Origin of the sequence: Prosthecobacter sp. (assembly GCF_044373815.1) — a bacterium.
Lineage (GTDB): Bacteria > Verrucomicrobiota > Verrucomicrobiia > Verrucomicrobiales > Verrucomicrobiaceae > Prosthecobacter.
In genome coordinates, this window is the sequence record NZ_JBIPNG010000168.1 from 1 (window position 1) to 12,584 (window position 12,584).

The following is a 12,584-nucleotide window of genomic DNA, read 5'->3' on the forward strand; positions in this document are numbered from 1 at the left end:
ATCCACGCTGAGGGTCGCAATCAGAGAGAATCTTCGGTTTCAAGAACACGGCAGAACAACATCGGCACTTGGGGTGTTCGCGGAGTGCTGCGGAATAAATTCCGCGCTCCGCGAAGCTTCCATTCAAGCCACCGGCGGCTGATAATTCAGCAGCTCAATCTCCACCGCATGCTTCCGCTCCGGCAGCAGCTCCACCAGGCTGATGCTGCCGTACTCGATGTTGAAAAACGCCATATGCTTCAGTGGCATTTCCAGCAGCAGCGCGATCATCACGCGAATGATGCCGCCATGGCAAAAGATCGCCACCTTCTGGTGCGGATGTGCGCGGATGATCTGCAGCAGGCACTCCTGCACCCGCTTCATCAGGCTGTCGATGCTCTCACCATTCGCGATCCCGTTGTTTTCGATGATCTCCAGCCAGTCAAACGCGCTCGCGTTGAAGTTCGTCTGCACCTCATCCCAGCGGCTCCCGGTCCAGTCGCCGAAATCGATCTCCATCAGCTCCGGCATCAGCTCCGGCTCCAGGCCGGTCTGCTTCGCCAGCGGTGCCAGCGTCTGCTGCACACGAAGCATCGGGCTCGCATAGATCGCCTCCACCTTCGTGTCCTTCAGCCACGTCGCCACAGCCTCCCCCATCCGCACCCCCAGCGGCGAAAGCCCCATGTCAATCCGCGAGCCCCCAAACACCTTGTGATACTTCTCCTCCACCTCGCCGTGGCGGATGAGATAGATCTGCATGGGATGATTCGGAAGATGGGATTTCATATTCTGTTTATCATGCAGTCCGCAGGTAGCCGCAAGGTAGGAAAAACCGAAGGGGGTGGCATCAACCGCAAACAGCCAGAAACCCCGCATGACATGAGCGCAACGCCTGTTCTTCGGGCAATCAGCCACTGTCGGCGAAAAATAAACGCGGAAACTGGAGCACTTAGCAGGCGTTTTATCTTGCCACCTCTAAGCCTTTTCAGTAAACACATTCGGTCTCCATTCCAACACACCTATGAAATCACTACTCCTCCTCGGACTGCTTCTGACCACTCTGCCAGCCATGGCTGAATCTCAATTCCAGGTCAATTTGGTCGGCTCCACCACGGCGGCCGTTTATGTCGATGGCGCCTGGATCAACGACGCAGAAGCGGTGGAAGCCAAAGTCTCGGTCAGTCCCGCCTCCCCTGCGGAAGGCGTTTCCCTCAAAGCCTACTTTTACTCCGCCGATGGCAAATTGGTCCATACGATCAACAAGCCTTCCAAGCTCAATGGCGGCAATGGCGGAACGATTCCCATGCCCGGCACCTATGAACCCGGCAAGAAATACGCCTTTTATTTTGGCATCCCCGGAGCCATCAAAAAGGGACCCGCCAAATGGAAACGCGTCATCGTGGTCTTCGGCAAAGGCGAGCAGATGTCCGCCAAAATCTATCCGAAGGACGACCTCAAGAAGTTCGACTTCCCCGAAAAAAGCATGGTCAGGTAAGACACCCTTTAGCTCATTGGATGCGCTTTGCCGCCCGAAGAAGGACCTATCCATCGTAGCTCGCAGAGCGAAGAAGGTGCCCAGCGCCCCACTCTTTCCTCGGCCACAGTGCTAAGGACAAAGCCATCGTCCGCGTGTGTGGTTCGAAAAAGGAGCAGATCACGGCGATTAGCCATCACCTCTCCCAAGAAAAAGGGCCATGCGGTTGCATGGCCCTCGTGGAGATTGAGTGATGGTGAACTGACGGATAGGAATGTCCACCCTACTTTCCTTACACCGTGCCGAAGATCGTCTTGCCAGTGCTCAGCAAATCGTTGCAGGCTTCCTTCATACGATCACAAAGGCCCTGTTCGCCCTTCTTGAGGTAGCTGCGTGGGTCGTAGGTCTTCTTGTCGCCCACTTCGCCGTCGATCTTGAGGACGCCGGCGTAGTTCTTCATCATGTGGTCCACGATCGGACGGGTGAAGGCATACTGGGTGTCGGTGTCGATGTTCATCTTCACGACGCCGTAGCCGAGGGTCTCGCGAATTTCTTCGAGAAGGGAGCCGGAGCCGCCGTGGAAGACGAGGTCCATCTCGGCATTGGCACCGTGCTTGGCGGTCACTGCGGCCTGGCCATCGCGCAGGATGGTGGGCTTGAGCTTCACAGCGCCGGGCTTGTAGCTGCCATGCACGTTGCCAAAGGTGGCGGCGAACATGAAGCGACCGATGCCGCTGAGGGTCTCATACACTTCCACCATGTCTTCGGGGGTGGTGTAAAGCTTGTCGGCGGCGACACCGCTGGTGTCGTGGCCGTCTTCTTCACCACCGACAACGCCGGCTTCGACTTCGAGGATGATTTCGTGCTTCACGCACTCTTCGAGGAGTTCCTTGGAAAGGCGCATGTTCTCAGCCAGCGGCAATTCGGAGGCGTCGAGCATGTGGCTCTGGAAGAGGTTGTTGAGGCCCGCAGCGCGGCGCTTGGCGGTTTCAGCGATGAGGGGCTTGAGGAAGCTGTCCACCTTCTTCGGCTGGCAGTGATCGGTGTGGAGGCCGACGAGGATGTTGTACTTTTCTGCCAGGCGGTGGGCGGCCTCAGCGAGGACGATGGCACCGAAGGCCTGATCTTTGAGGGAGGTGCCGGAGGCAAATTCGCCGCCGCCCGTGGAAACCTGGATGATGCCGTCAGACTTGGACTCTGCGAAGGCCTTCAGCGCGCCGTTGATGGTCGTAATGGAGGTGACGTTGATCGCCGGATAGGCGTAACCACCCTTTTGGGCGGCATCAAGCATGGCACGGTACTGGGCGGGTGTGGCTACGGGCATCTTAGGGGTGTGTTTTTGAGTTGAGGGGTTGAGGGAAGCAAGAAACGGGCCGGGTGCAAGAAGCGCTTCGTATTCGGCGGGGGGGGGATGGTCCCCAGCGGCATTAAATGACGGCTTTGCCTGCCGCCCATTGCAATGCGCACGGAACCTGCTGCCGGAAACTCAGGCTGAAGGAGCTGATTCCCCGCCATTCTCCTCGCACTCGCCGGTTGACGCCCGACTATTAAGGTCTTTTAACTAGCAGCAACTCCTTCTCACGCAATGCCGCCCATGGAATCCTTTCTCTCGCCCGGCCTGCAATACGGCCTCGAACACAGCACCCTGACCTGCTGGATCATCTGCGGCTTCCTCGCACTTTTCTCCATCACAAGCTGGGCGGTGATCCTCAGCAAGCACTTCCTGCTCTCCCGGGTGCACAAGGCCAACCTGTCTTTTCTGCGCGAATACCGCGAGAGCAATCACGCCCTGGAACTGTATCAACAGCGCGAGCCCCATGAGTTTTCCTCCTTCTACCATATATACCACGCAGCCTGCCGCGAGATGTCCTGGTACCTTTTGGGTGAGGACGAGCCCGGCACCACCTTTGCCGCACGGCTGCAAGGCGCGGGCCGCATCACGCCTTCACAGATGAATGCAGTGCAGGTGGCCATGGAGCGCAGCGTGGCCGAGGCAGCGCTGCGGCTGGAAGCCCGCATGAGCTGGGTGGCCACCACCCTGAGCAGCGCACCCTTTCTTGGGCTGCTGGGCACGGTTTGGGGCATTCTGGACACCTTCAGCACCATGACGTCTGTCAGCAGCACCGCCACTCTCGTCACCCTGGCACCGGGCATCACCACCGCACTGGTCACCACCGTGCTGGGCCTGCTGGTCGCCATCCCGAGCATGATCGGTTACAATGCACTGGTGAACCGCATCCGCGGCATGGTGGTGCGGCTGGACAACTTCGCCAGTGAGCTCAACGCGGGTTTTGACCGCACCTTTGTGGACCATCGTTTCACCAACGAAGCCCTGCCCAGCATGAGCGCCCTCGGCAGTCCGTCCATGCCCGCCTTCAGCGGCAGTTCCTCCCCCCTGCCCTCGTCAATGCACGCCTTCCACGCCCGCGCATGAAACGCCACTCCAACAGGCATCAGCTCCGCCTCATCACCGAAATCAGCCTCACTCCGCTGATGGATTTGGTGCTGGTGCTGCTGTTTGTCTTTCTGCTGGCAGCTCCCCTGCTCAAGGCAGACAAGACCATGCTGACCGCGACAGCCCCCACACCTCCTCCCGCCCCCACCAGCGCCCCTGCTCCGACGGAAACAATCACGCTGCGGGTGAACAGCGACCAGTCCGTCACGTTGAACGGCGCGATGCTCGCTCGCGCGGACCTTCCCGTTTCTTTAAAACAACTCGCCCAGCGCAATCCCGGCATCGGCATCGAGGTGCGCATGCATCGTGACCTGCCAGTGCAGCAGCTGGTGGAAACGATGCAGCTGCTTGAAACAGCAGGCATTCAGAAGACCGCCGTCACGACTCATGCAGAGGCCCCCTGATTGAAGACGAACCGTAAACGACCCACGACGCTGGAGCCCATTTCAGCAGCGATGTTTGTCATCGTTTCGCTGCATCTGGGTGCGGTGTTTGGCGTCTGGTGGTGGTGGCAGAATGTCGGCAGCCTCAAGCGCGATGCCAGAACCTCCCAGCTTGCCTGGATGAATCCAGGTGATTTTAAATCCCAGGTGCCAGTGTCCTCTCCTGTGCCTCGGGCCAAATTGGTGGCCTCATCCCCCAAGGCTGACAAAAAGCCCCCGGTTGTAGCTCCCAAACCAGCAACCGAGCCCCCGGTACAGAAAGCCACGCTGATCGCCGCCCCGCCTCAGCAGCATCAGATGGAGCCGGTGCCAAACACCACCGGTGCCCCCTTGTTCGCAGGCTCTGCCGCCACAACATCCAAACCCTCCGCCAATCGCAGCATCACGCTGCGCAGAGCCCCCGAAAAACGTACCGAAACCACCCTGTTCGGAGTCCCCGTTCCGCCGATGACCAGCCCGACGCTGATGGACATCGCCCGACTTAACACCCTGCGTCCATCGGCGATTCCGCCCTCCGACCGTGCCACCCCGGCCGCAGAGGAAGTGGATTTGGATGCCATCGATGAAGCAGTCAATGCGGCATTCCTAGTCAGCTGGATCGCCCCCCCCATCGAAAGCGTGCCGGAAGGCCAGCGCGAAGGACGGCTGAACATCTCCATCGGCAAGGACGGCACTATCTTGAAGGCGCAAATGAACAAATTTTCCGGCTCGCACGTTCTGGATCAGTCAATTCTCGAAGCCGCTGCAAAGGTGAAAAAAATTTCCGCAACGCTGCCTTCTAATTACCCCAAAGACAGCTACGATCTGGAACTCAATTTCCTTCTGCTGCCCTGACCTCCGCATGAACGCCCGCGCGCTGCTTCTCATTCTCACCCTCGTCGTGTCCCATGGCACACGGGCGGAGGCTGGCGTCATGGAGAGACTGCGCGGCTTGTTCAGCTTGGGTGGCGGCAAAAACAAAACCGAGGAAACAAAGAAAAGCATGCCGCGCATTCGCGTGGGGGCATTCTCCGGCGGCACAGGTGCCAGCGCGCAGCAGACTCTTTACCAAGAACTGCTGGATTCACGCGAGTTCTTCGTCGCAGGTACGGACGAAAAAGCCGACTTTCTTGTGGAAGGCACCTCATCCGGCGGGCGTGTCAACGGCAAGCTGAAGGATGCCAAAGGCAAAGATCTCTTTCAGCGCAGCTATGCCGCACCGGGACTGGATGAGAACCTCAAGGCCCTCACCGACGACATCATCTACACCATCACCGGCAGACCGGGACTGGCCACCAGCCGCATCGTCTTTGTGAGTGATGTGAGCGGCAAACGCCAGATCTACATCTGCGATGCTGAGGGCGGCGAAGTGCATCAGGTCACGCATGACAAGCATGCGGCAGTGGCTCCCTCGCTCTCGCCGGATTCATCCATGATCGCCTTCACCAGCTATCGCACCGGCTTTCCCATCATCCGGCTGCTGGATCTGAATGTCGGCTGGGAACGCGGCGTGACAGACACCCCCGGCAGCAGCTTTGGCTCGGCCTTCTCGCCGGATGGCACGCACCTCGCCGCCGTGATGAGCTTCATCGGCAATCCGGAAATTTTTGTCAGTGACCTCAACACGAACACCGCCGCCTGCGTGAGTGATTCTGTCGGCGCTCCCTCCAGTCCTTCCTGGCATCCTGATGGTCGTCAGTTGGTGTTTTCCAGTGATGATGGCGACGGCCCCAAGCTCTACGTCGTCGAAGTCCCGCAGAAGGAAGGCGAATCCTCACGCCTGTTTCGTTGGCGCACCGGCTACCATTTTTGCACGGATCCCGAGTGGTCGCCCGATGGCAAGCACATCGCCTTCACCACCCGTACCAGCGGTGAATGGACCGTCGCCATCAAGCCCTATCCCAATGGGGGCGTGCGTGTGGTGCAGGCGGGCGGTGCGGAACATCCGTCATGGAGCCCCAACGGCCATTTCATCACCTACGTTCTGCACGGTGAACTCTTTGTGCATGATCTGCGCAGCGGCAACCGTCGTTCCATCCTGCGCGGTTATGGCCACATCTCCGAACCGCGCTGGATGCGCTGAGCCCTGATGAATGCCGCCCTGCCAATGATGAAACGCCCTGCCGCCATTCTTTCGAGCGCCCTTGTGGGCTGCCTCCTGCTGGCCTCCTGCAGCAGCATTCCCATGCCTTCGTTTTTGCGCAATCCCGCCTCTGAGGCGGTCGTCTATGCGCTCGGCCCCCGGGAAGGCTTCACCTCCCCGCTGAATGGCAGCCTCAAGCCTGCCTGCCCTGCCCTGGTGTTTGAGAACGCGAACTTTCAGCTCACCTCTGCACATCAGCAGGCCCTGAACAGCTTGGCGCAGGAGATGACCAAGAACAAAAAGGCCCGCCTGCTGGTCGCTGGCTACACGGCGCCGAATCTGCCGGCAGATCACGCCCGCTCCCTTTCCGAACGCCGTTCCCTGGCGGTGCGGCAGCGCCTGATCGAACTCGGACTCGAAGCCGCCAGCCTGCAGACCGTGGGCTTTGGCAATGACTTCTCCCCCAGCGGGCCATCCTCGGATGTGGTGGTCATTTACCGCCAGAACTGAGGCGGTTCAGGCGAGATTTAAAAGTTGGTCAACACAGCGGCGAGGTCTGGACGTAAGATCACCGGATTACGCCCGTTCCTTACGCCCCCCAATCATGCCCAACCGCCAAAACCTCCTCGTCGTTCTCGCCTTGGTCGCGCCGTTTGCCCTCATGTCCGCAAGCCCGGACAAGCCCGCCAAGGGCAAAAAAGACAAGGGGCCTTTCGTCGCGGGAAAACCCGCCTTCGTTCCCGACCCCACCATTCCGGTCTTCGATGCCTCAAAGGTGAAGCCGGATCATCTCGAACCCAGCGCCTTCAAAGTGCCGGAGGGTTTGGAAATCACCGTCTGGGCCACCTCGCCGCAGTTGTTCAATCCGGCGAACATGGACGTCGATCACGCGGGACGCATCTGGGTCACGGAAGGCGTGAACTACCGCCGCCATTCCGGCCGCAGCCGCGAGGGCGACTGCGTGCGAGTGCTGCAGGACACCGATGGCGATGGCAAATGCGACAGCAGCCACGTCTTCGTGCGCGAAAAGGAACTCGAATGCCCGCTGGGCGTCGCCGTTTTCGACAACGTCATCTTCGTTTCCAACGCACCGAACATCATCAAGTACACGGATGTGAACCGCGACTTGAAATTCGATCCCGCCGTCGACAAACGCGAGATCTTCCTCAGCGGCTTTGAGCAGCCGCAGCATGACCACAGCCTGCACAGCGTGTATGCCGGACCCGACGGCCGGCTGTACTTTAGCAACGGCAACTGCGGTGCACAGTTCAGCGACAAAAGCGGCAACACCTTCCGCATCGGCGGTGCCTACCTGAACAATACCTATACCGGTGCCAAGAGCGATGATGGCCATGTCTATGTCGGCGGCTTCACCGCCAGCATTGATGAAAACGGGCACAATGCGCGCATCCTCGGCTACAATTATCGGAACAGCTTTGAAGGCGTGCGCAACAGCTACGGGGACATGTTCCTCAACGACAACGACGATCCACCCGCCTGCCGCGTGAGCCATCTCATCGAAGGCGGCAGCTTTGGCTTCTTCTCACGCGACGGCAAACGCCAGTGGCGTGCCGACAAACGCCCCGGGCAGAGCATCCCAACCGCAGAGTGGCGGCAGGAAGATCCCGGCAGCATCCCTGCCGGAGACGTCTATGGCGGCGGTGCTCCCACCGGCATGTGCTTCTATGAAAACGGCGCGCTCGGAGAAAAATGGAACGGTCTGCTGCTAAGCTGTGAAACCGGACGCAACGTGGTATTTGGCTATCTGCCAAAACCGGACGGCGCAGGCTTCAAGCTCGAGCGCTTCGACTTCTGCACCACCAACACCACCGGCGTGTTCAAGGGCAGCGACTTCGTGGGCGGCGCCAACAATCTCTCCGACGAACGCCACACGCTTTTCCGTCCTTCAGATGTGTGCGTGGGGGCCGATGGCGCGATCTACATCAGTGACTGGTTCGACAAACGCACCGGGGGCCATCAGGACACGGATGAAACCTGCAGCGGCACGATCTACCGCATCGCGCCTAAAGGGTTCAAGCCCAAGGTTCCAAATCTCAAGCTGGATAGTGTCATAGGACAGATCGCTGCGCTGCAATCACCTGCAACCAACGTACGCCACGTGGCATTCACCCGTCTGAGAGCTGCCGGTGATATGAACATGCCTGCCGTCCTCAAGCTGCGCGACCATGCGAATCCTTTCATCGCCGCGCGCGCGGTGTGGCTTTTGGCACAGCTTGGAGAACCGGGGCTTATTTCGGCAAGGATCTGGCTGGAATCTGAGGATGCCACGAAGCGCCTGGTGGCAGTGCGTGCGATTCGTGCGGCCAGCAGTGATGTCATTGATATTCTCAGCAACCTGACCACTGATCTTTCGCCCATGGTGCGGAGTGAGGTGGCGGTGGCGCTGAGGGATGTTCCGGCGGCGCAAAGTGTGGCACTGCTGTGCAAGCTTTCGCATCACATTGATGGTGGGGACCGTTCCCTGCTTGAGGCTTGGGGCCTTGGCTGCACTGGAAAAGAAGAGGCTGTTTGGACGGCGCTCAAACCCGAGGGGGCGTGGGATGATGATTTTGCGCACATTACCTGGCGTCTGCATCCCGCCGCAGCTGTGTCGGATTTGGCAAAAAGGGCCGCCGATGGCAAGCTCTCGGCGGAGCAGCGGAAACTCGCGCTCGACACCCTCGCCTTCATCCCGGAAGCGAGCGCGGCACTGGCGGTGCTCGAACTGGCCAAGGACAAAGACTCGCCCATCCAGGCCGATGTCATGTGGTGGCTCATCAAGCGCAGCACGGATGACTGGGCCAGCTTTGGCATCGCCACAGAGTTGAAGAAGGCGGGCATTTTTGACCCTGAAAGTGCCAAGCTGGTGACCATCGTCACGCCGCCGGCCATCCCCAGCAATGTGAAGCTGGATGAAGTGCTCAAGCTGAAGGGCAACGCCAAAAACGGCGCGCAGATGGTGACGCGCTGCGTGATGTGCCATCAGATCAACGGCCAGGGGGTCGAGTTCGGTCCTAATCTGGATGGCTGGGGCAAAAGCCAGCCCGGAGACATCATCGCGCAGGCGCTCATTGATCCGAGCAAGGACATCGCGCACGGATATGATGGGCAGGAAATCGTGACCAAGGACGGCGGGACCATCCATGGCATGATCCTGACCGAAGGTGACATCATGATTATTCGGAGCATGGGCGGCCAAAATCAATACGTCGCAAGGTCACGGATCAAGAGCCGCCGGAAGCTGGACCACAGCATGATGCTCAGCGCCACCCAGCTGGGGCTGAATGCCCAGGATGTGGCCGATATTGTCGCCTATTTGCGCACCGGCAAATAATCGCGATCATTGGACCTGCGGATGCTGCGAATGCCAGACTCCCCCAAGCCCCCTTTTATTGAATCATGACCTTTTTTCGCCTCGGCGTCCTCGCCGCCGCCATCAGTCTCAGCAGTTGCAATTCCACTGCTCCCGAGCCTGCCGAGTTCAAACTTTCCGCTGAAGCCCTTGGCAGCAAATACCCTGCCACGCGTAAAACCGGCTCTGTGCGGCTCTATGCGCAGAAGATTGACACCACCAAGGACGCATGGGGCCGTGAAACCCATGTGGCCAGCGGCGGTGCCGTGATGGTCAAGGACACCACATCCCCCATCTGGGTGCTGGCTCCCGGCATTTCCATCACTCCGGAGTTCTCCGAGGCTCTCGGCAAAGCGACGGTGAAAAAGAACGACCGTCTCTACATTGGTCAGAACGACTCCGCGAAGATCCGCATCGATGGCGGTGCCATCGTTCCTGAAGGCTCTGTGAGCGTCAGTAAAATTGCGGATGCAGCCGCCGCCGCAGAAGCCAAGTCCAAAGCGGAAGCCAAAGCCAGGGCCAAAGAAGAGGCCAAGGTGAAAGCTGAGGAAGAAGCGAAGGCCATGGCAGAGGTTCAGGCCCAAAAGGAGGCTGACGAAGCCGCAGCCAAGGCTAAAGCCGAAGCAGAGGCCAAGGCTGTGGCGGATGCTGAAGCCAAGGCCAAGGAAGAAGCCGATGCCCAAGCCAAGGCAAAGGCGAAAGCGGACAAAGCCTTGGCGGATGCTGAAGCCAAGGCCAAGGAAGAAGCCGACGCCCAAGTAAAGGCAGAAGCCAAGGCGAAGGCGAAAGCGGACAAGGCCCTGGCAGATGCCGAGGCCGAAGCCAAGAAAGAGGCCGAAGCAGAGGCCAAGGCGGCAGCCAGAGCCGAGGCTAAAGCGAAGGAGAAAGCCGAAGCCATGGCCAAAGCGGAGGCCAAAGAGGCAGCTGCGGCGAAGGCCCTAGCCGACAAGGCGAAGGCACGGGAAGAAGCTGCGGCACAGGCTGCGGCGGAGAACGCCAAAGCCAAGGCGGACGCCGACATGAAAGCAGCGGCTTACGCCAAAGCCGAGAAGGCCAAATCAGAAGCCAAAGTCCCGGCAAGGACTGACGACGAGCCTCCGGCCAAAGCCAAGACCGCCTCCACTTCCCAGAAGAAGTCTTCCACTGAATCCAAACCCAAGGCCAAGACTGTCACATCATCCAAACCCAAGGCAGCTCCCACTGCACCGCCCAAACCGGCACCGGCCATCGACCGATCCCGCCTGCTGAATCTCATGAGGGAGCCGACGGAGCGGTAGACGCGCCTGCATCTGAGGAAAGACAGATGACAGGCCTTAATGGCACTCGGATGATGCGGAGTGTCGTTTTTTCATGGGGTCTGCCATCAGCGCTTGGGCCTGAGCGAACGCGACAGTGCCTTTGTATGTGCGGGGAAGCTGGTCGTGACGTCGCTTAGGCGGGCTGGAGGGGGTTTCAGCACGAAGCGCCTTCTTCACCCCGAGAAAGCGGTAGCTACGATGCAGGCTTGCGCCTTGCATCTGCGCGACCGCACTCCAAAAACGCTGCCGCGTGGTCTTGTGCACCCAATCTCCAAAGCCCACGCCTCATCCTCTTAACTGAGTGCCATTCATGACACTTATCCCATGACCATGCATTCACCTGCAGATCACTCGTGGATTCGATGATTCAGGCAAGAAAGCCGATCGCATGCATGTCGAAGACATGAAGCCTTGAGCCTCCTCAAAACGCCCAGCGAAACGGGGCGTTGGGGATCAGTTTGGATTTCGGATAGGCGGAGATGCGCACCTGGTTGTGCGAGTTGCCGCTGAGGAGCCAGACATTGGTGGCGTCCTGCGCGTGCAGGAATCCGATGTGTCCGCTGCCGGCCTGATCCACCGTGAGGGGTTGCAAGATGCAGATAGCCCCATACGTCGCGACCACTGGGCGGCCCCAGCTCCACCAGTCGGAAACTCTGGCGCTACCTCGTGGCTGGTAGCCGGAGTTCTTCACGCACCAGTTCACAAAAGCGGCGCACCAGGCGGTTTCATCGTGCAGCAGGTTGCCGCTGATCCCGCAGCTCCGCAGATACTCCAGGATGCGTGGATTGTCCGCTGCTCCCGCCCACTCCTGCACGCCGACCTCCATGATGGCGATCTGCATCCAAGGCGGCGGTGCTGCAAAATCCGTGGGCGCAGCCGCCGCGGTGTCCGGCGCTGCGTAATCCCCACCGCCGTCAATGGTCACGATCTGGCCCGGAAACAGCACCTTCCATTTCCCCGAACCCCAATCAACCAGCGTGGGGTTCAGCTCTTGAAAGCGATCCAGCGTCATGCCAAAGGAATTCGCAATGTGAGTGGGATTGTCGCCGGGCTGAACAATGTATTGGGCCATGGGCTGATTCTTGCCGCAGTGCGGGTGACAGTTCAAATGGCAAAGAGATCGAGATGCGGAGAGGCGCAAGCCGCAATGGAATGTGCGGTGGAGTGAGGATGCGCCGGATAGGATCTGTCGGAATTCGCAAGCCGAGGGCTGGCACACCTAAGGGGCCGCATAGTTGTTTGTGCGGTTTCAGCATGCGCGAATGCCCAGAACCGCACACGGAGTGTGCGGACCACTTTACTGGCGTCTTCGCGATGGCCCTTGGATATCTTTAATCGTTGGGTAGTGAGAGAGGCTAAAGAAGCGCGGAAGGATGAATGTTTGCGGGGTGCAGCGGACTGAATAGCCGCGACACCGAGTTTGCGCAAAAATGACAAAGGTTTGCGCAAATAGCCCGCTTTCAGCAGATCTGCTGCACTCGCCTTGCAGGGCTCATGCAGGCCATAACCCCTCCGGGCAGG

12 protein-coding genes are annotated in these 12,584 nt (G+C 59.5%); 8 read left to right on the top strand and 4 right to left on the bottom strand.

Annotated elements, in window-relative coordinates; all coding sequences use genetic code 11:
* Positions 1 to 123: 123 nt before the first annotated feature.
* Positions 124 to 765, bottom strand: coding sequence for a histidine phosphatase family protein (locus tag ACIREA_RS14855; protein WP_397383066.1), 642 nt, complete (start codon positions 763 to 765; stop codon positions 124 to 126).
* 235 nt (positions 766 to 1,000) lie between these two features.
* Here ACIREA_RS14855 and ACIREA_RS14860 point away from each other — a divergent pair, with 235 nt between their 5' ends.
* A complete protein-coding gene (locus ACIREA_RS14860; protein ID WP_397383067.1) occupies positions 1,001 to 1,474 on the top strand; it encodes a hypothetical protein in 474 nt (157 codons plus the stop codon).
* Between the two features lie 271 nt (positions 1,475 to 1,745).
* Here ACIREA_RS14860 and fbaA read toward each other — a convergent pair whose 3' ends face one another.
* A complete protein-coding gene (fbaA, locus tag ACIREA_RS14865; RefSeq protein ID WP_397383068.1) occupies positions 1,746 to 2,777 on the bottom strand; it encodes a class II fructose-bisphosphate aldolase in 1,032 nt (343 codons plus the stop codon).
* Positions 2,778 to 3,047: 270 nt separating this feature from the next.
* Here fbaA and ACIREA_RS14870 point away from each other — a divergent pair, with 270 nt between their 5' ends.
* The 7 genes from ACIREA_RS14870 (at position 3,048) to ACIREA_RS14900 (ending at position 11,042) form a co-directional block, all read left to right on the top strand.
* Entirely contained in the window at positions 3,048 to 3,887 is an 840-nt protein-coding gene (locus ACIREA_RS14870) for a MotA/TolQ/ExbB proton channel family protein (RefSeq protein ID WP_397383069.1), read from the top strand.
* Entirely contained in the window at positions 3,884 to 4,312 is a 429-nt protein-coding gene (locus ACIREA_RS14875) for an ExbD/TolR family protein (RefSeq protein WP_397383070.1), read from the top strand. Before ACIREA_RS14870 ends, ACIREA_RS14875 begins: the two co-directional genes overlap by 4 nt.
* Complete coding sequence (locus tag ACIREA_RS14880; protein WP_397383071.1) at positions 4,313 to 5,185, top strand: TonB C-terminal domain-containing protein; 873 nt, start codon at positions 4,313 to 4,315, stop codon at positions 5,183 to 5,185.
* Between the two features lie 7 nt (positions 5,186 to 5,192).
* The gene (locus ACIREA_RS14885; RefSeq protein ID WP_397383072.1) at positions 5,193 to 6,413 is read left to right on the top strand and encodes a hypothetical protein; all 1,221 of its coding nucleotides are present in this window, start codon (positions 5,193 to 5,195) and stop codon (positions 6,411 to 6,413) included.
* Positions 6,414 to 6,419: 6 nt separating this feature from the next.
* Positions 6,420 to 6,923, top strand: coding sequence for an OmpA family protein (locus ACIREA_RS14890; protein ID WP_397383073.1), 504 nt, complete (start codon positions 6,420 to 6,422; stop codon positions 6,921 to 6,923).
* A 94-nt stretch (positions 6,924 to 7,017) separates the two neighbouring features.
* Positions 7,018 to 9,747, top strand: coding sequence for a PVC-type heme-binding CxxCH protein (locus tag ACIREA_RS14895; protein WP_397383074.1), 2,730 nt, complete (start codon positions 7,018 to 7,020; stop codon positions 9,745 to 9,747).
* A 65-nt stretch (positions 9,748 to 9,812) separates the two neighbouring features.
* Positions 9,813 to 11,042, top strand: coding sequence for a hypothetical protein (locus tag ACIREA_RS14900; protein WP_397383075.1), 1,230 nt, complete (start codon positions 9,813 to 9,815; stop codon positions 11,040 to 11,042).
* A gap of 442 nt (positions 11,043 to 11,484) precedes the next feature.
* On the opposite strand, the gene ACIREA_RS14905 is transcribed toward ACIREA_RS14900, so the two are convergent.
* Together ACIREA_RS14905 and ACIREA_RS14910 are read right to left on the bottom strand one after the other, a co-directional pair.
* Positions 11,485 to 12,135: a TIGR02594 family protein gene (locus tag ACIREA_RS14905; RefSeq protein WP_397383076.1), complete on the bottom strand. Its 651-nt coding sequence runs from the start codon at positions 12,133 to 12,135 to the stop codon at positions 11,485 to 11,487.
* 32 nt (positions 12,136 to 12,167) lie between these two features.
* Positions 12,168 to 12,584, bottom strand: a 417-nt coding sequence (locus ACIREA_RS14910; protein WP_397383077.1) for a hypothetical protein, incomplete at its 5' end; no start/stop codon positions are given.